Origin of the sequence: Pseudomonas fluorescens Q2-87, assembly GCF_000281895.1 — a bacterium.
GTDB lineage: Bacteria > Pseudomonadota > Gammaproteobacteria > Pseudomonadales > Pseudomonadaceae > Aquipseudomonas > Aquipseudomonas fluorescens_S.
The window spans coordinates 1560958-1584703 of record NZ_CM001558.1; the positions used below are offsets into that span (position 1 = coordinate 1560958).

Annotated in this window: 18 protein-coding genes; 13 read left to right on the top strand and 5 right to left on the bottom strand. The window is 58.4% G+C overall.

Going from position 1 to position 23746, the window contains the following annotated elements:
• Window positions 1–10 precede the first annotated feature (10 nt).
• The 4 genes from PFLQ2_RS20575 to PFLQ2_RS20560 form a co-directional block, all read right to left on the bottom strand.
• The gene (locus PFLQ2_RS20575) at window positions 11–1207 is read right to left on the bottom strand and encodes a SidA/IucD/PvdA family monooxygenase (protein ID WP_152632698.1); all 1197 of its coding nucleotides are present in this window, start codon (window positions 1205–1207) and stop codon (window positions 11–13) included.
• Between the two features lie 109 nt (window positions 1208–1316).
• Window positions 1317–2591: an MFS transporter gene (locus PFLQ2_RS20570; protein WP_003179207.1), complete on the bottom strand. Its 1275-nt coding sequence runs from the start codon at window positions 2589–2591 to the stop codon at window positions 1317–1319.
• A 469-nt stretch (window positions 2592–3060) separates the two neighbouring features.
• The gene (locus tag PFLQ2_RS20565; protein ID WP_003179209.1) at window positions 3061–3849 is read right to left on the bottom strand and encodes an MlaA family lipoprotein; all 789 of its coding nucleotides are present in this window, start codon (window positions 3847–3849) and stop codon (window positions 3061–3063) included.
• Window positions 3842–5140 carry a hypothetical protein gene (locus PFLQ2_RS20560; protein WP_003179211.1) on the bottom strand — a complete coding sequence of 433 codons (1299 nt, stop codon included), beginning with the start codon at window positions 5138–5140 and terminating at the stop codon, window positions 3842–3844. The genes PFLQ2_RS20565 and PFLQ2_RS20560 overlap by 8 nt, the downstream gene beginning before the upstream one ends.
• A 437-nt stretch (window positions 5141–5577) precedes the next feature.
• Between PFLQ2_RS20560 and PFLQ2_RS20555 the strand changes: the two genes are divergently transcribed.
• The 3 genes from PFLQ2_RS20555 (at window position 5578) to PFLQ2_RS20545 (ending at window position 8628) form a co-directional block, all read left to right on the top strand.
• On the top strand, window positions 5578–6432 hold the full coding sequence (locus PFLQ2_RS20555) for a glycine betaine ABC transporter substrate-binding protein (RefSeq protein WP_003179214.1): 855 nt from the start codon (window positions 5578–5580) through the stop codon (window positions 6430–6432).
• 229 nt (window positions 6433–6661) lie between these two features.
• A complete protein-coding gene (locus tag PFLQ2_RS20550; protein WP_003179217.1) occupies window positions 6662–6973 on the top strand; it encodes a DUF485 domain-containing protein in 312 nt (103 codons plus the stop codon).
• Window positions 6970–8628: a cation acetate symporter gene (locus tag PFLQ2_RS20545; protein WP_003179218.1), complete on the top strand. Its 1659-nt coding sequence runs from the start codon at window positions 6970–6972 to the stop codon at window positions 8626–8628. Before PFLQ2_RS20550 ends, PFLQ2_RS20545 begins: the two co-directional genes overlap by 4 nt.
• Window positions 8629–8926: 298 nt before the next feature.
• Here the strand turns inward: PFLQ2_RS20545 and gltA are convergent, their stop codons facing one another.
• The gene (gene gltA / locus PFLQ2_RS20540) at window positions 8927–10216 is read right to left on the bottom strand and encodes a citrate synthase (RefSeq protein WP_003172803.1); all 1290 of its coding nucleotides are present in this window, start codon (window positions 10214–10216) and stop codon (window positions 8927–8929) included.
• Window positions 10217–10580: 364 nt separating this feature from the next.
• Between gltA and sdhC the strand changes: the two genes are divergently transcribed.
• From sdhC to brnQ, 10 genes are all read left to right on the top strand, one after another.
• On the top strand, window positions 10581–10955 hold the full coding sequence (gene sdhC, locus PFLQ2_RS27620; protein WP_003179220.1) for a succinate dehydrogenase, cytochrome b556 subunit: 375 nt from the start codon (window positions 10581–10583) through the stop codon (window positions 10953–10955).
• The gene (sdhD, locus tag PFLQ2_RS20535) at window positions 10949–11317 is read left to right on the top strand and encodes a succinate dehydrogenase, hydrophobic membrane anchor protein (protein ID WP_003179222.1); all 369 of its coding nucleotides are present in this window, start codon (window positions 10949–10951) and stop codon (window positions 11315–11317) included. Before sdhC ends, sdhD begins: the two co-directional genes overlap by 7 nt.
• A gap of 3 nt (window positions 11318–11320) precedes the next feature.
• Window positions 11321–13093: a succinate dehydrogenase flavoprotein subunit gene (gene sdhA, locus PFLQ2_RS20530; protein ID WP_003179224.1), complete on the top strand. Its 1773-nt coding sequence runs from the start codon at window positions 11321–11323 to the stop codon at window positions 13091–13093.
• A gap of 11 nt (window positions 13094–13104) precedes the next feature.
• The gene (locus PFLQ2_RS20525; RefSeq protein WP_003179226.1) at window positions 13105–13809 is read left to right on the top strand and encodes a succinate dehydrogenase iron-sulfur subunit; all 705 of its coding nucleotides are present in this window, start codon (window positions 13105–13107) and stop codon (window positions 13807–13809) included.
• Window positions 13810–14071: 262 nt separating this feature from the next.
• On the top strand, window positions 14072–16903 hold the full coding sequence (locus tag PFLQ2_RS20520; RefSeq protein ID WP_003179228.1) for a 2-oxoglutarate dehydrogenase E1 component: 2832 nt from the start codon (window positions 14072–14074) through the stop codon (window positions 16901–16903).
• A 43-nt stretch (window positions 16904–16946) separates the two neighbouring features.
• Entirely contained in the window at window positions 16947–18170 is a 1224-nt protein-coding gene (gene odhB, locus PFLQ2_RS20515; protein ID WP_003179230.1) for a 2-oxoglutarate dehydrogenase complex dihydrolipoyllysine-residue succinyltransferase, read from the top strand.
• A gap of 110 nt (window positions 18171–18280) precedes the next feature.
• On the top strand, window positions 18281–19726 hold the full coding sequence (gene lpdA, locus PFLQ2_RS20510) for a dihydrolipoyl dehydrogenase (protein ID WP_003179231.1): 1446 nt from the start codon (window positions 18281–18283) through the stop codon (window positions 19724–19726).
• 197 nt (window positions 19727–19923) lie between these two features.
• On the top strand, window positions 19924–21090 hold the full coding sequence (gene sucC / locus PFLQ2_RS20505; protein WP_003179235.1) for an ADP-forming succinate--CoA ligase subunit beta: 1167 nt from the start codon (window positions 19924–19926) through the stop codon (window positions 21088–21090).
• A complete protein-coding gene (gene sucD, locus PFLQ2_RS20500; protein WP_003179236.1) occupies window positions 21090–21974 on the top strand; it encodes a succinate--CoA ligase subunit alpha in 885 nt (294 codons plus the stop codon). The genes sucC and sucD overlap by 1 nt, the downstream gene beginning before the upstream one ends.
• A 350-nt stretch (window positions 21975–22324) precedes the next feature.
• Window positions 22325–23638, top strand: a complete 1314-nt coding sequence (gene brnQ, locus PFLQ2_RS20495) for a branched-chain amino acid transport system II carrier protein (protein WP_003179238.1) — start codon at window positions 22325–22327, stop codon at window positions 23636–23638.
• The last annotated feature ends 108 nt before the right edge of the window (window positions 23639–23746 follow it).

The window sequence follows — 23746 nt, forward strand, 5'->3', positions numbered from 1 at the left end:
AATGTCCTTATTAATGAAAGATGAGCCGGGGTACCACGTGTTGATAAATCCACACGCCGTCTATCCGGCCGCTGAAGCTTTCCTCACCGCCGCTGTCCCCCCCGGTCTTGATGCCGGCACCCAAGCCGAAGGCGTGGAAGTTTGCCAGCGTTTGATTCGATACCGTGGTGGGGTTCAGGCGGTGATCCACGATCAGGCCGTGGCTGTCCTGGCGCAGGCTGATAGGAGAGCCGTCGATGTCGAGCAGTCGGACTGGCGTTGCGCTGAAACCGGTGCATTTGATCGCCAGATCGACCAAGTCAAGACGCATGCGCAATGTCTCTGGGCCGTCGGCATTGATATTCACAACGGTGAGATTGGGAATTTCTCCCCGTTGGATCTTGCGAGCAAATGTGAGCGAGTCATACCGAAGGCCTGAGTATCGATTGACACGTTGGCTGGCTTGGCAAACATCCGCGTCGACAAAAGGGTAGCCCTGGGCCAGCGCTGCTTGTGGAGAATCAAAGAAAAGCTTGAAGTCACGTTTGACAAGCAGTTGGATGGGGCCTTGAAAATCCAATTGTTCAATCAGGCGGATCAAGCAAGAAACGGCGCTGTGGGATGAGCCCACAATTGCAATGCTCTGGTAACGGCCTGCCTTGATTTGTTTGTCATACTGGCCTTTGAGCATGGCGTCGCTATTGATGGCATTCAGTTGAGGCAAGGCCATATCGTTGACTTGTCCGCCGAGGTTGACCATGACTTTTTTGCACAGTGCCTGCCGGGTCTGGCCATCTACCGTATAACGCACGGCATAGCGTCCATCTCCAGTCAGCTGAATTTCTTCGACGGTGGATAAGGTCGATACTTCGAAGCGCTTGTAAAGCGTCTTGTGTTGCTGGACGAAGGCGCCTATCTGTTCCAGAAACCGTCCTACGTGGCGCAACTCGACCGCCTCCTCACGTCGCTCGCTGAAATACCTCCATTGCGCCGTGGTGCGCAGGTATCGGCTGAGTTCATCATGTTTGTCCTGAAATTTTTCCAGGAACACGCCACCCAGAGAGTTGGCGGTAATGCGGTACTGTCCGATCGCGCCGCTTCCCAAAGTTTCGGATTTTTCCAGGATCAAACACCGGTGGATATCCTCCCTCTGTATAAGATCCGGCAACAATGAAATGTTTGCGGGCCCTCCGCCACATAAAATAATGTCGTAGTCGTCCTTGTTCATTCTTTCTCCGGTTTCGAGAGGGATACTTAAAATAGTAATTTCAAGGCGCAGAAATGCCTGAGGTCATTGTCAGCGGCCTCGATAGAAGGGCTGGTGCAGGCTTCAGGTATTACCGGCCGATAGGGAGTTCCTGGCCGATGGCGCAAGTTCCATGTTTGTTGTTAGTTAAGTTGCGATGTTTCAAACGGGTGAAAATAACGGCGAAGGTAAAGGCCATGAAGAGACTGGTCGCCGCCAGGAAAATGAACAGTGCCGTTCCGCTCAACGCCTGTATAAAAAATCCTCCGACAAGGGGTGCCACGGAAAAGCCAATACTGTAAAGCGACGCGGCGCCAAAGTAAGCGCCTCTCAGGTTTCGAGGCGCCAGGCTGTCGACAAATAAGTTCAAACATGGGAACAGAAGGGCTTGGCTAAGGCTTAACAGCAGAACCGCGCCGTACCACAACAGTTGCAGATGATAAAAGTGGGCCGCCAGTGCCATACCTGCCTGACTTGAAATCAGCAATACAGAACCGATATGGATCTTCGTCTCGAGTCGTACCTGTGCCAGCGCCTTGGCCAGTGGCAGTTGAAGCAGGACGATTACCGTGGCATGCAGCACGATAAGATTGGCGATAAAAGGCAGGTAGCCCTCAAACGCCAGCGAAGCCATCAACTGGGGCACGCTGGAGTCGAAGTTGCCGAAGATGAACATCATGACAACGTTGTTGATAACAAGCAGAAGGAACACATGATCCCGGGAGAGGATTTGCAAGGTGCTTCGCAGGGAGGTGGTGTTCATGGCTGCCAGCGTAATGCCCCGCCCGAACACCATGACGCCCGCCAGCAGGGCCAAATAGGAAATCGTCACCAATACAAAGGACAGGGAATCTGCAGAGATGCCGAGCTTGAGCCCGAAGTAGGGACCTACGGCGGCTCCGGCATTGAGGAAAAAGTAGCGCAGATGCATGGCTCGTTCCACCAGAAAGCGGGACTCGATGACATCGCCGATGACCGTCTTGATTGGATTGTTGACCAAGGCCCAGGAGAGATTGGCCAACAGCGTTCCGGCGATGTAGCCCTCTGCCTGAGTGCTGACCCCCAGCAGAAAATAGGAAACCATCGCCACCACGCAACCGGCCATGATGATTTTAAGTCGGCCAATTTTGTCGGAAAGGTATCCGCTGTAGAAGCTGGCCAACGAGGACAGTGCGATAGAGCAGGTCAAAATAACGCCGATGGTCGATGTGTTGAAACCGAACCGTGTGTATAAAACAATCGAAATGAATGGCCAAACCATCATCGATGTAGCGCGAGTCAAGAACGTTCCAACGAACAGCATCCATATAAAGAATGGCAGCGATGAGAGATAGCACTTAATGCGGGCAAATGGGAAGGCGAGCATAAATAATCACACGGGGTGTAATGCTTGAGGCACGACACTGAGGTAATAAAGCGCAAACGACGAGACTTGAGTGTCTGAAGTTTAACGAAGAGCAGACGCTATAGCGTGACTCATGAACAAGGTGTGCTCAGTCATTTTATGTAGCGAGCGCAGGTGCGTGATGAAATCTGCTGTTCGAAGCATCGGGGTGATGCGCAGCAATGGAAGGGAAGTTTTTTCATATCGAGTCCTTGATCTTAAATACGGTACTGCGTCCTTGTGGATCCAATCCTACACGACGTGTCACAAAATGTTAATAAAAAGTTCACAATCAAACATGCGGCGTCATGGATCAGCTCTTGCCGGTGCAATCGCGCGCGTTGTCTTTCTTGGACGAAGAGCAATCAGAAGAAATTAAGCCGGCGCGGAAGGGCATTGGGCAAGGGCCCAACAGCCAACACGCCAGATCGGGGCGTGTTGGCACTAACGGTTACTCGGCGATCTGCAACTTGCGCGACTCGGTGTACACGTAGCGTACCTTTTCATATTCGAACGGCGAGTTCAGCTGGCCGTAGCGGAAACCGGTCTGGTAGCGCTTGTCCACACCGCGTAAAAGCAGCAGTTCCGGGTGGTTGGAGCTGACTTCGGAGACGTTCAGGAAGTTGATCGCTGATTCGGCGGTGTAGTCCACCAGCAAGCCGGAAGTGTCGCGCAGGTTCGAGGGGCCGAAGATCGGCAGGACGAAGTAGGCGCCACCGGGCACGCCATAGAAGCCCAGTGTCTGGCCGAAGTCTTCGCTCTGGCGCGGCAGGCCCATGGCGGTGGCCGGGTCCCACAGGCCGGCGATGCCGACGGTGGTATTGAGCAACAGTCGGGCGGTGGTTTCCATCGAACGCTTGCCCTTGAATTGCAGCAGGCTGTTCATCAGGTTCGGCACGTCACCCAGGTTGTTGAAGAAGTTGCTGACCCCGGTGCGCACGAAACTCGGGGTGATGTAGCGATAGCCATCGACCACAGGCAGGAACACCCACTGGTCGAAGCGATAGTTGAAGTGATAGACCCGACGGTTCCACGACTCCAACGGGTCATAGACATTCAAGGCATTGAGCGTCGAGCGCTCGAACTCGCGCTGGTCCAGGCCCGGGTTGAACTTGAGCTTGGTCAGCGGCTCCTTGAAGCCATCGGAATCGACCACCACGGGCGCATTGGCCTTGCTGTTGTCGGCGTGGACCATGCCCGCACTCATTAACGCAGCGATAAGCAGCAGATATTTAGCCACGGAAGAACTCCAGCATGGCGTCGCTGTTGACGCGGTAGTTAAGGTTGCCGCAGTGGCCGCCCAGTGGATAAACCGTCAGGCGATCGCCAAAGGTCTTGCGCAGGAAACCCAGGTCGCCCGGGCCGAGGATCACATCGTCGGCGTTGTGCATGACGGCAATCTTCGGGCTCTCGTGCAGGTAATCCTTCAGTGCATACAGGCTCACTTGGTCAACCAACTGCAACAGGCTGCCGCCATCGGTGCGCGCACGCCACATCGGAATCACTTGTTCGGTGAGGTAGCAGTCGAAATCGCATTGCAGTGCGCGCTTGAGAAAGGGTGTCAGGCTGGTGCTTTCGGTAATCGGGAATTTGGGCGGAATGATCAAGCCGCGCCGATTGATCAGGTCCGAAGTGAACGCGATATCGGCGGCCGAGAAGCGGAACGACGTGCCGATCAGCATCGCCATCTGCTCGTTGCTCAGGTGTTGCTTGGACTGTTGGAAGTCATAAAGCAGCGCGTCGTTGAGGTCGATGTAGCCTTTTTGCTGGAAGTAACGGGTCAGCTTGTTCAGCACCAGCTCATAGAATGTGGTGGTGTTGTTGATGCCCTTGACCTCGGTCTGGACCAGTTTGTCCAGGTTGGTGATCGAGGTGTAGAGATTCACCGGCGGGTTGAGCAACAGCACTTTCTTGAAGTTGAAGCTGCGTCGGGTTTCGTCCAGATGGGCAACAAATGCTGCGTCCAGGGCGCCAAGGCTATAGCCGCTGAGGTAATACTCGGTCACCGGCAGCTTCGGGTTCTGGGCGCGCACGGCCTGCATCACCCGGTACATGTCCTCGGCGTCTTCCTTGGAAATGCCCGGCGTGGCGAAGCGCGAAGCAGCGCTCATGAAGTCGAAGCTGGTGGGCGACGAGAGTTGCACCACGTGATAGCCGGCCTTGTAGTAGAGCCGCTTGAGGTATTCGTTGATGCTGCTGTCAAACCGCGCCCCGGTGCCGGCGATCAGGAAGATCAACGGCGCGGGCTTGTCCTGGGTGGCCATGCGATAGGTGAGGCTTTTCACCGGCCAGAAATTGTCCGGCAGGATGAATTCGCGTTCCGGGCGCAGGGTCAGGCTGTGGTCCGATTGGTTGATGTCCTCGATCAGCGGCAGCTCCGGACGCAGGTCCGGCGGCGTGGTGGCGATGGTCGCCTCGAACGGGTTGGTCAAGGGATAGCCATAGCTGGCGGCATCGACATCCACCGCCAGCGCGGACGCACTCAGGATAAGGCCGCCGACGAGGGCAGCGAAGCGCAAGGAACGGAGCATGACTAGATCCCTAGGAGGAAGGTGCCGAATGAGGTTCGCAGGCTATGACCACCGAAGCGAAGCCAAGTGCCATGACTGGCATGAATCAGGCGCGAACGGGGTGCGATAGTAGCGGGACGATACACGTTCGCGGGTACTGAGGGCTAGTCATCTGATGACTGTCGCAATTGGGTGTCGCAATTGGGTGTCGCCGATCTGCCCTCTTATAGGGCGCCAAAGGCATGAGAATGGGAGCTGGCGTTCTGATGTCGTTTCTCGATGCCTCGACGTCGCAGGCAGAGCAGGTTCGTGAACGGCGCAGGTTGATGATCGACAGGTCAGTACTCCGCTGGCGTTCGAACCGGTTGCAGGTGAGCGTGATGGGGGCGCTGAGCACCATAACAATACGTTGACGCGGCCCGGCATCCGCCGGGCGCAGCACTTTCGGGGAAGTAACGATGAAGATGCGACGACTCTTGGGCGCAGGTGCCGCACTGGTACTGGCGATCAGCTCCACCCTGGCCAGCGCCGAAAACAAAACCCTGAGCATCGGTTACGTTGACGGCTGGTCCGACAGCGTCGCGACCACTCACGTGGCGGCCGAAGTCATCCAGCAGAAGCTTGGCTATGACGTTAAATTGCAAGCTGTTGCGACCGGGATCATGTGGCAGGGCGTTGCCACTGGCAAGCTGGATGCCATGCTCTCGGCCTGGTTGCCGGTGACTCACGGCGATTATTGGACCAAGAACAAGGACCAAGTGGTCGATTACGGCCCCAACTTCAAGGACGCAAAAATCGGCTTGATCGTGCCGGAGTACGTCAAGGCCAAGTCCCTCGAAGATCTGAAGACCGACGATTCCTTCAAGAAACGCATTGTCGGCATCGACGCCGGTTCAGGCGTGATGCTCAAGACCGAACAGGCGATCAAGGATTACGACCTGACCGGTTATCAACTCAAGGCCAGTTCCGGCGCCGGCATGATTGCCGAGCTGACCCGTGCCGAGAAGAAAAACGAATCCATCGCCGTCACCGGTTGGGTGCCGCACTGGATGTTCGCCAAGTGGAAACTGCGCTTCCTGGAAGACCCGAAAGGCGTTTATGGCGCGGCTGAAACCGTAAACAGCATCGGCAGCAAGGGCCTGGAAGCCAAGGCGCCGGAAGTGGCTGAGTTCCTGAAGAAATTCCAGTGGGCGTCCAAGGATGAGATCGGCGAAGTCATGCTGGCCATCCAGGAAGGCGCCAAGCCCGAAGCTGCGGCCAAGGATTGGGTCGCCAAGCACCCGGACCGCGTGAAGGAGTGGACCGGCAAGTAATTCGCCTGGTTTAGCCGTCAAAAAAAACCGCATGACGTCGCGTCATGCGGTTTTTTTGTGTCCGCGATTATTCAGTTTGCGCCGGCCCCCCCTGTGGGAGCTGCGAAATTTTGCGAGAAACTGGCAAAACCGTCATGTCGTTCTAATACTAAGGTCGTCTGGAACCTGGCCTTGAGCCGCATAGAGTAGGGTTGTTCCAACTTAAATCTGTGCTGCGAGGATAAAAACAATGAACGACAGCATTTACCTCTCGATTCAAAACAGCCCGCGCTTCAAGGAGCTGGTGAGAAAAAGGGAAAAGTTCGCCTGGATTCTCTCGGCGATCATGCTTGGGCTGTACTCCGGCTTCATTCTTCTGATTGCCTATGGGCCACATATTCTCGGGGCGAAAATCACGCCCGAGTCCACCATGACCTGGGGAATTCCAATTGGCGTCGGCCTGATTCTCTCGGCCTTCGTCCTGACCGCTATTTACGTGCGACGCGCCAACGGCGAATTCGACGACCTGAACAATGCGATTCTCAAGGAGGCTCAGCAATGATCCGGCGTCTATTGGCTCTATTGAGCATCGCAGCGTTCGCCCCGGGCGCCTGGGCGGCGGAAGCCCTGACTGGCGCGGTGCAGAAACAACCCCTCAACGTCCCGGCTATCTTGATGTTCGTGGCGTTCGTCGGCGCAACTTTATATATCACCTACTGGGCGTCCAAGAAAAACAACTCGGCGGCCGACTACTATGCGGCCGGCGGCAAGATCACTGGCTTCCAGAACGGCTTGGCAATCGCCGGCGACTACATGTCGGCGGCGTCCTTCCTGGGTATTTCCGCGCTGGTGTTTACTTCGGGCTACGACGGCCTGATTTACTCCATCGGCTTCCTGGTGGGCTGGCCGATCATCCTGTTCCTGATCGCCGAACGCCTGCGTAACCTGGGTAAATACACTTTTGCCGACGTGGCGTCCTATCGCCTCGGGCAAACCCAGATCCGCAGTCTGTCCGCCTGCGGCTCGCTGGTGGTGGTAGCGTTCTACCTGATCGCGCAAATGGTCGGTGCCGGCAAGTTGATCCAGCTGCTGTTCGGCCTGGACTATCACGTTGCGGTGATCCTGGTCGGTATCCTGATGTGCCTCTACGTGCTGTTCGGCGGCATGCTGGCCACCACCTGGGTACAGATCATCAAGGCGGTGCTGTTGCTGTCGGGTGCCTCGTTCATGGCGCTGATGGTCATGAAGCACGTCAACTTCGACTTCAACATGCTGTTTGCCGAAGCGGTGAAGGTTCACCCTAAAGGCGAGGCGATCATGAGCCCTGGCGGCTTGGTGAAGGATCCGATCTCGGCCTTCTCCCTGGGCTTGGCGCTGATGTTCGGTACTGCGGGCCTGCCGCACATCTTGATGCGCTTCTTCACTGTGAGCGACGCCAAGGAAGCGCGTAAGAGCGTGCTCTACGCAACTGGCTTCATCGGCTACTTCTATATCCTGACCTTCATCATCGGCTTCGGCGCGATCCTGCTGGTCAGCACCAACCCGGCCTTCAAGGACGCCGCAGGTGCCTTGCTGGGCGGCAACAACATGGCGGCGGTGCATTTGGCCAACGCCGTGGGCGGCAGCATCTTCCTGGGCTTCATCTCGGCGGTAGCCTTTGCCACCATCCTGGCGGTGGTAGCGGGCCTGACCCTGGCCGGCGCCTCGGCGGTATCCCATGACCTGTATGCCAGCGTGATCAAGAAAGGCAAGGCCAACGAGAAGGACGAGATTCGCGTCTCGAAAATCACCACCATCGCCCTGGCGGTGCTGGCGATCGGCCTGGGCATCCTGTTCGAGAAGCAGAACATCGCGTTCATGGTGGGCCTGGCGTTTTCCATCGCGGCGAGCTGCAACTTCCCGGTGCTGCTGCTTTCGATGTACTGGAAGAAGCTGACCACCCGTGGCGCCATGATCGGCGGCTGGCTGGGCCTGGTGAGTGCCGTGGGCTTGATGATCCTTGGCCCAACCATCTGGGTGCAGATCATGGGTCACGAGAAGGCGATCTTCCCGTATGAGTACCCAGCGCTGTTCTCGATGGCCATTGCCTTCGTCGGCATCTGGTTCTTCTCCATCACCGACAAGTCGACTGAAGGCGCAAACGAGCGGGCGCTGTTCTTCCCGCAGTTCGTGCGTTCGCAGACGGGTCTGGGGGCGAGTGGGGCGGTTAATCACTGAGGCAGCGGCAAGCTGCAAGTTGAAAGCTTCAAGTTAAAGCGGTGCGTTTGAAGAGATACCCCGGTCGAGAGGCTGGGGTATTTTTTTGTGCGCGATAATTGTGGCGTGAATGAAGGCGCTTTCGCGAGCAAGCCCACTCCCACCTTGGAGTGCATTCATCCTGCGGGAGCGGGCTTGCTCGCGAAGGCGTCAGCCCTGCTGCTGAATAAGTAAAAGGCACAAACAAAACGGCCCCCGCTCCTATATAAGAAGCGGGGGCCGTTCCGGTGCAGCTTGAGACCTTCTTACAAGGCAGGTCTTACTTGCGGTCTTCCAGCTTGGTGATGTCACGCGACTCGTAGCCGGTGTACAACTGGCGTGGGCGGCCGATCTTGTACGGGCTGGAGAGCATTTCCTTCCAGTGGGAGATCCAGCCGACGGTCCGCGCCAGGGCGAAGATCACGGTGAACATGCTGGTTGGAATGCCGATCGCCTTGAGGATGATCCCCGAGTAGAAGTCGACGTTCGGGTACAGCGAGCGCTCGATGAAGTACGGGTCGGTCAGGGCGATCTCTTCCAGGCGCATGGCCAGTTCGAGTTGCGGATCGTTCTTGATCCCCAGTTCCTTGAGCACTTCGTCGCAGGTCTGCTTCATGACGGTGGCGCGCGGGTCGCGGTTCTTGTAGACCCGGTGACCGAAGCCCATCAACTTGAACGGATCGTTCTTGTCCTTGGCCTTGGCAATGAACTTGTCGATGTTCGAGACATCGCCGATTTCATCGAGCATGGTCAGTACCGCTTCGTTGGCACCGCCGTGGGCAGGGCCCCAGAGTGCAGCGATACCGGCGGCGATACAGGCGAACGGGTTGGCACCCGACGAGCCTGCCAGGCGCACGGTGGACGTCGAGGCGTTCTGCTCGTGGTCGGCATGGAGGATGAAGATCCGGTCCATGGCCTTGGCGAGCACCGGGCTGATCGGTTTGATCTCGCACGGGGTGTTGAACATCATATGCAGGAAGTTCTCTGCATAGGTCAGGTCGTTGCGCGGGTACATCATGGGCTGGCCCATGGAGTACTTGTAGACCATGGCTGCCAGGGTTGGCATCTTCGCCACCAGGCGAATCGCGGAGATTTCGCGATGCTGGGGGTTATTGATGTCCAGGGAGTCGTGGTAGAAGGCCGAGAGAGCGCCGACAACGCCGCACATGACGGCCATCGGGTGGGCATCGCGACGGAAGCCGTTGAAGAAGGTCTTCAACTGTTCGTGAACCATCGTGTGGTTCTTCACGGTGCTGACGAACTGGGCCTTTTGCTCTGCGGTTGGCAGCTCGCCATTGAGCAGCAGGTAGCAGGTTTCCAGGTAGTCCGACTTTTCAGCCAATTGCTCGATCGGGTAGCCGCGGTGCAGCAGGATGCCGTTGTCGCCGTCGATATAGGTGATTTTCGACTCGCACGAAGCGGTCGACATGAAACCTGGGTCAAAGGTGAAACGGCCCGTGGCCGTCAGGCCCCGTACGTCGATTACATCGGGACCAACGGTGCCGGTTAAAATGGGCAGCTCGACGGGGGCTGCGCCCTCGATGATCAACTGCGCTTTTTTGTCAGCCATGTGGCCTCCTATTAATGCTTGGAATCATCAGACAGACCCCCCACGCAGGGCCCGCACCACTATAGTGAGATAAATTCGAATGTCAATTTGCCTAAAGTCTTGCTCCAGAAGGCTTTAACCGGACTTTTTCCGCGAAATTGCCTGCCGTTTACGCCTTTTCCGATGTATGTGCAATGCGCTATTAGGGGAAGGTGAACGCGTTGTCATTAGTAGCCTAACTGTCTATACTCGGCCACCGACCGCCAGGGGCTTTTGGGCCTGCTTTCTTGGGGGTCGTCACTCCCTGGGTGGTGAGTACCTGACCAGTGCGCGCCCCAACAACTTTGCCCTGATTGTTAGGGGCTCTTCAGTGTGAAAAAAAGCCGTGAAAAGCCAACGACCTGTAAACCTAGACCTAAGGACCATCAAACTCCCAGTCACTGCTTACACGTCCATTCTTCACCGAATTTCCGGTGTCATTCTCTTCGTCAGCCTGGCCATCATGCTTTACGCATTGGACAAGTCGCTCGACTCGGAAGAAGGCTTCGGTCAGGTGAAAGCGTGTCTGACCAGTCCGCTAGCCAAGCTAGTGATTTGGGGCATCCTGTCCGCCTTGCTGTATCACTTGGTTGCCGGTGTGCGCCACTTGATCATGGACATGGGCATCGGTGAGACGCTGGAAGGCGGCAAGCTGGGCTCGAAAATCATTATCGCCGTGTCTGCGGTGCTGATCGTTCTGGCAGGAGTCTGGATATGGTAACCAACGTCACGAACCTCTCGCGTTCGGGCCTCTATGACTGGATGGCGCAGCGTGTGTCTGCGGTCGTTCTCGCGGCTTACTTCATCTTCCTGATCGGATATGTCGTAGCAAATCCCGGCCTGGGCTATGCCCAATGGCACGAACTGTTCGCAAACAACTGGATGCGTATCTTCAGTCTGCTGGCACTTGTCGCACTGGGCGCTCACGCCTGGGTCGGCATGTGGACCATCGCGACCGACTACCTGACGCAGATGGCGTTCGGCAAGTCGGCGACTGCCGTACGTTTCCTTTTCCAGGCAGTATGCGGCGTTGCGATGTTCGCTTACTTCGTCTGGGGTGTGCAGATTCTCTGGGGTATCTGATCCATGGCTAACATTCCAACGATTTCTTTTGACGCCATCATCATTGGTGGTGGCGGTGCCGGCATGCGCGCTGCGCTGCAGCTGGCACAAGGCGGTCACAAGACTGCCGTGATCACCAAGGTTTTCCCGACCCGTTCGCACACTGTATCCGCCCAGGGCGGCATCACTTGCGCCATCGCTTCGGCCGATCCGAACGATGACTGGCGCTGGCACATGTACGATACCGTCAAGGGTTCCGACTACATCGGTGACCAGGACGCTATCGAATACATGTGTCAGGAAGGTCCAGCCGCAGTGTTTGAGCTGGACCACATGGGCCTGCCGTTCTCGCGTACCGAAACCGGCCGCATCTACCAGCGTCCGTTCGGTGGCCAGTCCAAGGACTACGGCAAGGGCGGCCAGGCAGCGCGCACTTGCGCGGCGTCCGACCGTACCGGTCACGCGCTGCTGCACACGCTTTATCAGGGCAACCTGAAAGCCGGCACCACGTTCCTGAACGAGTACTACGCTGTTGACCTGGTGAAGAACCAGGACGGCGCCTTCGTCGGCGTGATCGCAATCTGCATCGAAACCGGCGAAACCACCTACATCCGCGCCAAGGCCACCGTACTGGCGACCGGCGGTGCAGGTCGTATCTACGCTTCCACCACCAACGCCCTGATCAACACCGGTGACGGCGTCGGCATGGCCCTGCGTGCTGGCGTACCGGTACAAGACATCGAGATGTGGCAGTTCCACCCGACCGGCATCGCCGGCGCCGGTGTACTGGTCACCGAAGGTTGCCGCGGTGAAGGCGGTTACCTGATCAACAAGCACGGCGAGCGTTTCATGGAGCGTTATGCTCCGAACGCCAAGGACCTTGCTGGTCGTGACGTCGTGGCTCGTTCGATGGTTAAAGAGATCATCGCCGGCAACGGCTGTGGCCCTAACGGCGACCACGTGATGCTCAAGCTCGACCACCTGGGCGAGGAAGTGCTGCACAGCCGCCTGCCAGGCATTTGCGAACTGTCCAAGACTTTCGCTCACGTCGATCCTGTCGTCGCGCCGGTTCCGGTCGTTCCAACCTGCCACTATATGATGGGCGGCGTTGCCACCAACATTCATGGCCAGGCAATGACCCAGAACGCCGACGGCGTGGACGAAATCATCCCTGGCTTGTTCGCAGTGGGTGAAGTGGCTTGCGTATCGGTTCACGGTGCCAACCGCCTGGGCGGCAACTCGCTGCTCGACCTGGTGGTCTTCGGCCGCGCTGCCGGCCTGCACCTGGAAAAAGCGCTGACCGACGGTATCGAATACCGCGACGCCAGCGACACCGACATCGAAGTCGCCCTCAAGCGCCTGGCTGGCCTGAACGAGCGTACCGAAGGCGAAGACGTCGCCACCCTGCGTCGCGAGCTGCAAAGCTGCATGCAGAACTACTTCGGTGTGTTCCGTACCGGCGAATACATGCAGAAGGGTATTGCCCAGCTGGCGCAATTGCGTGAACGAATTGCCAACGTGAAGATCAACGATAAGTCGCAGGCGTTCAACACTGCCCGTATCGAAGCGCTGGAATTGCAGAACCTGCTGGAAGTGGCCGAAGCCACCGCCATCGCCGCTGAAGTGCGTAAAGAGTCCCGTGGTGCCCACGCCCGCGAAGACTTTGAAGACCGTGACGACGAAAACTGGCTGTGCCACACCTTGTACTTCCCGGGTGATAAGCGCGTCACCAAGCGTGCCGTGAACTTCTCGCCGAAGACCGTTCCGACGTTCGAACCCAAGATCCGGACTTACTAAGGGTGGCCGCCATGTTGCAAGTCAGTGTTTATCGCTACAACCCTGATCAGGACGCCGCGCCGTTCATGCAGGATTTCCAGGTCGAGACCGACGGTAAAGACCTGATGGTGCTGGACGTACTGGCCCTGATCAAAGAGCAGGACGAAGGTTTTTCCTATCGTCGCTCTTGCCGCGAGGGCGTTTGCGGCTCCGACGGCATGAACATCAACGGCAAGAACGGCCTGGCCTGCATCACGCCGCTGTCGGCCGTGGTCAAGGGCAACAAGCTGATCGTCCGTCCGTTGCCAGGTTTGCCGGTTATCCGTGACCTGGTCGTCGATATGAGCATCTTCTACAAGCAATACGAGAAGGTGAAGCCATACCTGCAGAACGACACGCCGGCTCCGGCCATCGAGCGTCTGCAGTCTCCGGAAGAGCGTGAAAAGCTCGACGGTCTGTACGAGTGCATCCTGTGCGCTTGCTGCTCGACCTCGTGCCCGTCCTTCTGGTGGAACCCGGACAAATTCCTGGGGCCGGCCGCCCTGCTGCAAGCGTATCGCTTCCTGGCAGACAGCCGTGACACCAAGACATCCGAGCGTCTGGCGGCACTGGATGACCCGTTCAGCGTTTTCCGCTGCCGCGGGATCATGAACTGCGTCAACGTCTGCCCGAAAGGCCTGAACCCGACTAAGGCCATCGGTCACGTACGTAACATGCTGCTGCAAAACGGCGTGTGATTCAGCTGCTGTACCCGTAGAACCGCTGTACCCGTAGAGGCGAGGGCGTGGGCTTCAACCCACGTCCTGGCTATAACCAGAACAGCTGCTTACAAAGTGGCCGTTCTTATTTTGAAGAAATGAGACAAGCAGGGGCATCCGGGCTGGTACCCGGACTATCAGCGTGATCCTAAGTGGCTTGTTTTAGTCGCTGCACTCGGACTTCTGCAAGTTTGCTCGGTGTTTTCGCCGGTGGTGTTCCCCTAATCGAGGGTGACCAAGCATGCAAGAAAGCGTGATGCAGCGCATGTGGAACAGTGCCCACCTCTCCGGTGGTAACGCTGCCTATGTGGAAGAGCTCTACGAGCTCTACCTGCACGACCCTAACGCTGTGCCAGAAGAATGGCGCACCTACTTTCAGAAGTTGCCGGCTGACGGGAACTCTGCCACTGATGTTTCGCACTCGACAATTCGCGATCATTTCGTGCTGCTGGCAAAGAACCAGCGCCGCGCTCAACCGGTGTCTGCCGGCAGCGTGAGCAGTGAGCATGAGAAGAAGCAAGTTGAAGTGCTGCGACTGATCCAGGCCTACCGGATGCGGGGCCACCAAGCAGCCCAGCTGGACCCGCTGGGGCTGTGGCAGCGTCCTGCACCTGCAGACCTGTCGATCACTCACTACGGCTTGACCAATGCCGATCTTGATACGACCTTCCGTGCCGGCGACCTGTTCATCGGCAAAGAGGAAGCGAGCCTACGCGAAATTCACGAAGCGTTGCAGCAGACATATTGCCGCACCATCGGCGCTGAGTTCACGCATATCACCGATTCCGAGCAGCGCCAGTGGTTCCAGCAGCGTCTGGAAAGCGTTCGTGGCCGTCCGACGTACTCCGCCGAGATCAAGAGCCACTTGCTCGAGCGCGTCACCGCCGGTGAGGGCCTGGAGAAATACCTGGGCACCAAATACCCAGGCACCAAGCGTTTCGGCCTGGAAGGCGGCGAAAGCCTGATTCCAATGCTCGACGAGCTGATCCAGCGTTCGGGTTCCTATGGCACCAAGGAAGTGGTCATCGGCATGGCCCACCGTGGCCGTCTGAACGTTCTGGTCAACACCTTCGGCAAGAACCCGCGCGAGCTGTTCGACGAGTTCGAAGGCAAGAAGAAGGTCGAGCTCGGTTCCGGTGACGTCAAATATCACCAGGGCTTCTCGTCCAACGTGATGACCTCGGGTGGCGAAGTCCACTTGGCCATGGCTTTCAACCCGTCCCACCTGGAAATCGTTTCTCCGGTGGTCGAGGGTTCGGTCCGTGCCCGTCAGGATCGCCGCAACGACCCGACCGGCGAGAAGGTGCTGCCGATCTCCCTCCACGGTGACGCGGCATTCGCCGGTCAAGGCGTGGTCATGGAAACCTTCCAGATGTCGCAGACCCGCGGTTTCAAGACCGGCGGCACCGTGCACATCGTGATCAACAACCAGGTCGGTTTCACCATCAGCAACCCGGAAGACTCGCGTTCCACCGAGTACGCAACCGACGTCGCGAAAATGATCCAGGCGCCGATTCTCCATGTAAATGGCGATGACCCGGAAGCCGTGCTGTTCGTGACCCAGTTGGCCATCGACTACCGCATGCAGTACAAGCGTGACGTGGTGATCGACCTGGTCTGCTACCGTCGTCGCGGCCACAACGAGGCCGACGAGCCAAGCGGCACCCAGCCTCTGATGTACCAGCAGATCGCCAAGCAGCGCACTACCCGTGAGCTGTATGCCGAGCGCCTGACCCAGAGCGGCGTACTGGATGCAGCGCGCGTCCAGGAAAAAGTCGATGAATATCGCAATGCCCTGGACAACGGCCTGCATGTTGTAAAAAGCCTGGTCAAAGAGCCGAACAAAGAGCTGTTCGTGGACTGGCGTCCGTATCTGGGCCACGCCTGGACCGCTCGTCACGACACCCGCTTCGACCTCAAGACCCTGCAGGAACTGTCCGCCAAGCTGCTGGAAATTCCGGAAGGCTTCGTGGTCCAGCGCCAGGTCGCGAAAATCTACGAAGACCGTCAGAAGATGCAAGCCGGCGGCCTGCCGATCAACTGGGGGTACGCCGAAACCATGGCGTACGCGACCCTGGCGTTCGAAGGTCACCCGATTCGCATCACCGGCCAGGACGTAGGCCGCGGTACTTTCTCGCACCGCCACGCAGCGTTGCACAACCAGAAAGACGCCGGCACCTACATCCCGCTGCAACACCTGTACAAAGGCCAGCCACGTTTCGACCTGTACGATTCGCTGCTGTCCGAGGAAGCCGTCCTGGCGTTCGAATATGGCTATTCCACCACCGAGCCGAATGCGCTGGTGATTTGGGAAGCCCAGTTCGGCGACTTCGCCAACGGTGCCCAGGTGGTTGTCGACCAGTTCATCACCAGCGGCGAGCACAAGTGGGGTCGTCTCTGCGGTCTGACCATGCTGTTGCCACACGGTTATGAAGGGCAGGGGCCGGAACACTCTTCGGCACGTCTGGAGCGTTACCTGCAATTGTGCGCCGAGCACAACGTCCAGGTCTGCGTACCGACGACCCCGGCTCAGATCTACCACCTGCTGCGTCGTCAGGTCATCCGTCCGCTGCGCAAGCCGCTGATCGTGCTGACTCCGAAGTCGCTGCTGCGTCACAAACTGGCGATCTCCACCCTCGAAGACCTGGCCGAAGGCTCCTTCCAGACCGTTATTCCAGAAATCGATACGCTGGACGCGGCGAAGGTGACTCGCCTGGTCCTGTGCAGCGGCAAGGTCTACTACGACCTGCTGGAAAAACGTCGTGCCGAAGGCCGCGAAGACATCGCCATCGTGCGTATCGAGCAGCTTTACCCGTTCCCGGAAGAAGACCTGATGGAGGCCATCGCGCCTTACACCAACCTCACCCACGTGGTGTGGTGTCAGGAAGAACCGATGAACCAAGGCGCGTGGTACAGCAGCCAGCATCACCTGCGTCGCAGCATTGGCAACCATAACAAGGCCCTGGGCCTGGAATATGCCGGCCGTGATGCTTCTGCGGCACCTGCGTGTGGTTATGCGTCGATGCACGCCGAGCAGCAGGAAAAACTGCTGCAAGATGCTTTCACTGTTTAAGCCTTCGTGCTGACTGAAACCGAATTTTAAGGACCCACAGATAATGGCTATCGAAATCAAAGCCCCGTCATTCCCGGAATCGGTTGCCGATGGCACCGTTGCCACCTGGCACAAGAAACCAGGCGACGCTGTAAAGCGTGACGACCTGATCGTCGACATCGAGACCGACAAAGTCGTTCTGGAAGTGTTGGCCGAAGCTGACGGCGTGCTCGGCGCAATCGTTGCCGAAGAGGGCGCTACCGTCCTGTCCAACCAGGTACTGGGCTCGATCGAAGAGGGCGGTGCTGCCGCTGCTGCTCCGGCCGCCGCCGCTGCTCCTGCTGCAGCCCAGGCCGCAGCGCCTGCTGCCGATGGCGAAGACGATCCAGTCGCTGCCCCGGCCGCTCGCAAGATCGCCGAAGAAAACGGCATCAACATCGCTTCCGTTGCCGGCACCGGCAAGGGTGGTCGTGTGACCAAGGAAGACGTAGTGGCCGCCGTTGCTGCCAAGAAGGCCGCGCCTGCCGCTGCCCCGGCCAAGCCTGCCGCGCCTGCCGCTGCTGCTCCGGTGTTCGCTGCCGGTGATCGCGTTGAAAAACGCGTTCCGATGACTCGCGTTCGCGCTACCGTGGCCAAGCGTCTGGTAGAAGCCCAGTCGAACATGGCGATGCTGACCACTTTCAACGAAGTCGACATGACTGAAGTCATGGCCCTGCGTTCGAAGTACAAGGATCTGTTCGAGAAGTCCCACAACGGCGTACGCCTGGGCTTCATGTCGTTCTTCGTCAAGGCTGCCACCGAAGCGCTGAAACGCTTCCCGGCCGTCAACGCGTCGATCGACGGTTCCGACATCGTCTACCACGGCTACGCCGACATCGGTGTTGCGGTTTCCAGCGACCGTGGCCTGGTGGTTCCGGTCCTGCGCAACGCTGAATTGATGAGCCTGGCCGAAATCGAAGGCGGCATCGCCACCTTCGGCAAGAAGGCCCGTGACGGCAAGCTGTCCATCGAAGAGATGACCGGCGGTACGTTCACCATCACCAACGGTGGTACATTCGGTTCGATGATGTCGACCCCGATCGTCAACCCGCCGCAAGCGGCGATCCTGGGCATGCACAACATCCTGCAGCGTCCGATGGCGATCAACGGTCAGGTCGTGATTCGTCCGATGATGTATCTGGCACTGTCCTACGATCACCGCCTGATCGACGGTAAAGAAGCCGTGACTTTCCTGGTAACCATCAAGAACCTGCTTGAAGATCCGGCTCGTCTGTTGCTGGACATCTGATTTCGCCGCGAGGGCCGGTCGGTTGACCGGCCTCTTGCTGAAACAACCGGTTTCGTCCCACGACGGTCACCACGAGTGACCGTTCGGTTTGATTCGAAAAGGAATGACTCATGACTCAGAAATTCGACGTGGTAGTGATTGGTGCGGGCCCTGGCGGCTACGTAGCGGCCATCAAGGCTGCGCAACTGGGCCTTACCACTGCCTGCATCGAGAAATACACCGACAAAGAGGGCAAGTTGGCCCTTGGCGGTACTTGCCTGAACGTCGGCTGCATTCCATCCAAGGCGCTGCTGGACAGCTCTTGGAAATTCCACGAAGCGCAAGACGGCTTGGCTATTCACGGCATTGGCGGTGTCAACCGCGAAAGCGTCACCATTGACGTGCCTGCCATGGTTGGCCGCAAAGCCAACATCGTCAAAGGCCTGACCTCAGGTGTTGCCACCTTGTTCAAGGCCAACGGCGTGACCTCGATCCAGGGCCACGGCAAGCTGCTGCTGGGCAAGAAAGTCGAAGTGACCAAGCCAGACGGCTCGGTTGAAGTGATCGAAGCCGAAAACGTCATCCTCGCACCAGGCTCGCGTCCAATCGACATTCCACCGGCTCCGGTCGACCAGAACGTGATCGTCGACTCCACCGGCGCCCTGGAATTCCAGACCGTGCCAAAACGCCTCGGTGTGATCGGCGCTGGTGTGATCGGCCTCGAGCTGGGTTCGGTATGGTCGCGCCTGGGTTCGCAAGTGACTGTGCTTGAAGCCCTCGACACCTTCCTGATGGCCGCCGACACCGCGGTTTCCAAGGAAGCGCTGAAAACCCTGACCAAACAGGGCCTGGACATCAAGCTGGGCGCTCGCGTGACCGGCTCCAAGGTCAACGGCGAAGAAGTCGTGGTGACTTACACCGACGCCAACGGCGAACAGACCATCACGTTCGACAAGCTGATCGTTGCGGTCGGCCGTCGTCCGGTGACCACTGATCTGCTGGCAGCCGACAGCGGCGTGGTAACCGATGAGCGCGGTTTCATCGCTGTCGATGACCAGTGCGCAACTGCCGTACCGGGCGTTTTTGCCATCGGCGACGTGGTGCGCGGCATGATGCTGGCGCACAAGGCGTCCGAAGAAGGCATCATGGTCGTCGAGCGTATCAAGGGCCACAAAGCCCAGATCAACTACGACCTGATCCCATCGGTTATCTACACCCACCCGGAAATCGCATGGGTCGGTAAAACCGAACAGGCCTTGAAAGCCGAAGGCGTTGAAGTTAACGTCGGCACCTTCCCGTTCGCTGCCAGTGGCCGTGCCATGGCCGCCAACGATACCGGCGGTTTCGTGAAAGTCATCGCCGACGCCAAGACGGATCGCGTTCTGGGCGTTCACGTGATTGGCCCAAGCGCTGCCGAGCTGGTACAGCAAGGCGCGATCGGTATGGAATTCGGCACCAGCGCTGAAGACCTGGGCATGATGGTCTTCTCCCATCCGACCCTGTCCGAAGCCTTGCACGAAGCGGCCTTGGCCGTAAATGGCGGCGCCATCCACGTGGCGAACCGCAAGAAGCGTTAATAGACAATAAGAAACCACGGCGGTATCGGCCCGTCGTGAGCCTTGCGAGCAAGACTCACCGCGGAATGTCCGCTGGACGCAGTCTTGCGTAGCTGAGCCGGTTCACCGGAAAGCTACGCGAGCAGCAGTCACAGGTGGTGCGGCACCTCGATGGTGCAGCACCGAATGCGCAGTACCTAACGAAGACGGTAATAAGCATGAATCTTCACGAGTATCAGGGTAAGCAGCTGTTCGCTGAGTACGGCCTGCCAGTATCCACCGGTTACGCGGTAGACACCCCGGAAGCGGCAGCAGAAGCTTGCGACAAAATCGGCGGCAGCGAATGGGTTGTCAAAGCCCAGGTTCACGCCGGTGGTCGCGGTAAAGCGGGCGGCGTCAAGCTGGTTCGCAGCAAAGAAGACGCCAAAGCCTTCGCACAGCAGTGGCTGGGCAAGCGTCTGGTGACTTACCAGACTGACGCCAACGGTCAGCCAGTCACCAAGATCCTGGTTGAATCGTGCACTGATATCGCTAAAGAGCTGTACCTGGGCGCTGTCGTTGACCGTTCGAGCCGCCGCATCGTGTTCATGGCTTCCACCGAAGGTGGCGTGGACATCGAGAAGATCGCTCACGATACCCCTGAGAAAATTCTCAAGGCCACCATCGATCCACTGGTTGGCGCACAGCCATTCCAGGGTCGCGAGCTGGCTTTCCAGCTGGGCCTGGAAGGCAAGCAAGTCACTCAGTTCGCCAAGATTTTCGTAGGCCTGGCCAAGCTGTTCCAGGACCACGACCTGGCACTGCTGGAAGTGAACCCGCTGGTGATCAAGGCTGACGGCGACCTGCACTGCCTCGATGCCAAGATCAACATCGACGCCAACGCCATGTACCGTCAGCCTAAGCTGAAGACTTTCCACGATCCGTCCCAGGACGATCCGCGCGAAGCGCACGCTGCCAAGTTCGAACTGAACTACGTAGCCCTGGAAGGTAACATCGGCTGCATGGTCAACGGTGCTGGCTTGGCCATGGGTACCATGGACATCGTCAACCTGCATGGCGGCAAGCCAGCCAACTTCCTCGACGTAGGCGGTGGTGCTACCAAGGAACGCGTAACCGAAGCGTTCAAGATCATCCTGTCCGACACCAATGTCGCCGCAGTACTGGTCAACATCTTCGGCGGCATCGTTCGTTGCGACATGATTGCCGAAGGCATCATCGGCGCCGTGAAAGAAGTCGGCGTGAAAATCCCGGTTGTTGTTCGCCTCGAAGGCAACAACGCTGAGCTGGGCGCTAAAGTACTGGCAGAAAGCGGTTTGAACATCATCGCTGCTACCAGCCTGACCGACGCTGCTCAACAAGTCGTTAAAGCTGCGGAGGGCAAATAATGAGCGTCCTGATCAATAAAGACACCAAGGTTATCTGCCAGGGTATTACCGGTTCGCAAGGTAGTTTCCACACCCAGCAAGCCATCGAATACGGCACCAAGATGGTCGGTGGCGTAACACCGGGCAAAGGCGGCACCGAGCACCTGGGCCTGCCAGTGTTCAACACCGTGAAAGACGCCGTAGCAGCCACTGGCGCCACCGCCAGCGTGATCTACGTTCCGGCTCCTTTCTGCAAGGATTCCATCCTGGAAGCAGCTTTCGGCGGCATCAAGCTGATCGTCTGCATCACCGAAGGCATCCCGACCATCGACATGCTGGAAGCCAAGGTCAAGTGCGACGAGCTGGGTATCACCCTGATCGGCCCTAACTGCCCGGGCGTGATCACTCCAGGCGAATGCAAGATCGGCATCATGCCAGGTCACATTCACTTGCCAGGCAAGGTCGGTATCGTTTCCCGTTCCGGCACCCTGACCTACGAAGCTGTGAAGCAGACCACTGACGCCGGTTTCGGTCAGTCGACTTGCGTCGGCATCGGCGGTGACCCGATCCCAGGCTCCAACTTCATCGACATCCTGAAGCTGTTCCAGGAAGACCCGAAGACCGAAGCGATCGTCATGATCGGTGAGATCGGCGGTTCGGCTGAAGAAGAAGCGGCTGCCTACATCAAGGCAAACGTGACCAAGCCGGTTGTTTCCTACATCGCGGGTGTGACTGCTCCTCCGGGCAAGCGCATGGGCCATGCTGGTGCGATCATCTCCGGCGGCAAAGGCACTGCAGACGAGAAATTCGCTGCGCTGCAAGACGCAGGCGTAAAAACCGTGCGTTCGCTGGCAGACATCGGCAAGGCCCTGGCCGAGCTGACTGGCTGGGAAATGAAGAAGTAAGCTTCGGCTGACCTTTTCGTTCCAGCAACAAAGGCCACCTTCGGGTGGCCTTTGTCGTTTCTGGCCTTGGGGATTCGTTGATCTGCCTTTTGGGCCGTGGTTATCTACCAAGCGGGGCGAGCCGAAGAATAGATACGTAAATGCGACACGCGAACGTCGCGTATCGGATAGTTCGCCCCTTAACAGTGCGTTTGTCGGCCAAATTCGTTAGGCTAGCAGCCATTTTTGCGGTCGCCGCCCACAAGGAAGCGATCTGCTAAACGGGCCGGTCCCATACGGATCGGCAGCATTTCCCTCACCCATAAGGGAAATCCCTCTCTAAATTCCGATTCAGTAGTGTGGTTTCCTTAATGAAAGTGTTGAAAGGCCAGGACATCCTGGCGCTTGGTTTCATGACATTTGCGCTGTTCGTCGGCGCCGGCAACATCATCTTTCCGCCTATCGTCGGTTTGCAGTCCGGGCCTCATGTCTGGATGGCGGCGCTGGGCTTCCTGATCACGGCGGTCGGTCTGCCGGTCATCACGGTCGTTGCGTTGGCCAAGGTCGGTGGCGCGATGGACGCCTTGAACAGCCCCATCGGCAAGGTCGCCGGTGGTGTGCTGGCGGCGGTCTGCTACCTGGCCGTCGGCCCGCTGTTCGCCACGCCGCGTACCGCCACCGTCTCGTTCGAAGTCGGCCTGGCGCCGCTGACCGGTGAAAGCCCGCTGGCGTTGTTGGCCTACAGCGCGGTGTATTTCCTGCTGGTGTTCTTCATCTCGCTCTATCCGGGCCGCTTGCTGGACACCGTCGGACGCTTTCTCGCGCCACTGAAGATCATCGCCCTGGCCGTACTGGGTATCGCCGCGTTTGCCCTGCCAGCCGGCGATATTGGCGTGGCGACTCCCGAATACGTCGCCGCGCCGTTTTCCCAAGGGTTTATCAACGGCTACCTGACCATGGATACCCTGGGCGCCCTGGTGTTCGGCATCGTCATCGTCAACGCGATCCGTTCCCGTGGCGTCGAGTCGCCCGCCCTGATCACTCGCTACGCCATCATCGCCGGGCTGATCGCCGGCGTGGGCCTGGCGCTGGTCTACGTCAGCCTGTTCCGCCTGGGGTCGGGCAGTCATGAAGTGGCTGTCGGCGCGACCAACGGCGCCGCTGTGCTGCATGCCTACGTGCAACACACGTTCGGCAACCTGGGCAGCGGCTTTCTTGCCGTGCTGATTTCCCTGGCGTGCCTGGTGACTGCGGTTGGCCTGACCTGCGCCTGCGCCGAGTACTTCAGCCGCGTCTTGCCCCTGTCCTACAAGACATTGGTGGTGATCCTGGCGGCGTTTTCGCTGCTGGTGTCCAATCTGGGCCTGACCAAGCTGATCGCCTTCTCGATTCCGGTCCTGACCGCGATCTATCCACCCTGCATCGCCTTGGTGGCACTGAGCTTCTGCAAGGATTTCTGGAACGAGCAAGGGCGCATCGTAGGGCCGGTGATGCTGGTGTCGTTCCTGTTTGGCCTGATCGATGCCCTCAAGGGCGCCGGGTTGGCGGACTGGATGCCGGCGCAGCTGGCTCACCTGCCGCTCAGCGAGCAAGGCCTGGCTTGGCTGGTGCCTTCGGTGATGACGCTGGCAGTCGCGGTGGTGTGTGATCGCCTGCTGGGCAAGCGCAGCGAAGCCTTGGCGTAAATAACCGAGAGGGAGTCCTCGCTGGAAATGGAAATGCCCCGTATCAATCGATGCGGGGCATTTTTTTGGTGCAGTGTCTTTTTCCGTGGACTAACGTCGAAGCAATGT

Bases quoted from the DNA above. Each gene is read 5' to 3' on its own strand.
- PFLQ2_RS20525 (WP_003179226.1), top strand. From the start codon at position 13,105: ATGTTGCAAGTCAGTGTTTATCGCTACAACCCTGATCAGGACGCCGCG.
- brnQ (WP_003179238.1), top strand. From the start codon at position 22,325: ATGAAAGTGTTGAAAGGCCAGGACATCCTGGCGCTTGGTTTCATGACA.
- sdhA (WP_003179224.1), top strand. From the start codon at position 11,321: ATGGCTAACATTCCAACGATTTCTTTTGACGCCATCATCATTGGTGGT.
- gltA (WP_003172803.1), bottom strand. From the start codon at position 10,216: ATGGCTGACAAAAAAGCGCAGTTGATCATCGAGGGCGCAGCCCCCGTC.
- odhB (WP_003179230.1), top strand. From the start codon at position 16,947: ATGGCTATCGAAATCAAAGCCCCGTCATTCCCGGAATCGGTTGCCGAT.
- PFLQ2_RS20555 (WP_003179214.1), top strand. From the start codon at position 5,578: ATGAAGATGCGACGACTCTTGGGCGCAGGTGCCGCACTGGTACTGGCG.
- PFLQ2_RS20520 (WP_003179228.1), top strand. From the start codon at position 14,072: ATGCAAGAAAGCGTGATGCAGCGCATGTGGAACAGTGCCCACCTCTCC.
- PFLQ2_RS20560 (WP_003179211.1), bottom strand. From the start codon at position 5,140: ATGCTCCGTTCCTTGCGCTTCGCTGCCCTCGTCGGCGGCCTTATCCTG.
- lpdA (WP_003179231.1), top strand. From the start codon at position 18,281: ATGACTCAGAAATTCGACGTGGTAGTGATTGGTGCGGGCCCTGGCGGC.
- sdhD (WP_003179222.1), top strand. From the start codon at position 10,949: ATGGTAACCAACGTCACGAACCTCTCGCGTTCGGGCCTCTATGACTGG.
- sucD (WP_003179236.1), top strand. From the start codon at position 21,090: ATGAGCGTCCTGATCAATAAAGACACCAAGGTTATCTGCCAGGGTATT.
- PFLQ2_RS20570 (WP_003179207.1), bottom strand. From the start codon at position 2,591: ATGCTCGCCTTCCCATTTGCCCGCATTAAGTGCTATCTCTCATCGCTG.
- PFLQ2_RS20575 (WP_152632698.1), bottom strand. From the start codon at position 1,207: ATGAACAAGGACGACTACGACATTATTTTATGTGGCGGAGGGCCCGCA.
- sucC (WP_003179235.1), top strand. From the start codon at position 19,924: ATGAATCTTCACGAGTATCAGGGTAAGCAGCTGTTCGCTGAGTACGGC.
- PFLQ2_RS20550 (WP_003179217.1), top strand. From the start codon at position 6,662: ATGAACGACAGCATTTACCTCTCGATTCAAAACAGCCCGCGCTTCAAG.
- PFLQ2_RS20545 (WP_003179218.1), top strand. From the start codon at position 6,970: ATGATCCGGCGTCTATTGGCTCTATTGAGCATCGCAGCGTTCGCCCCG.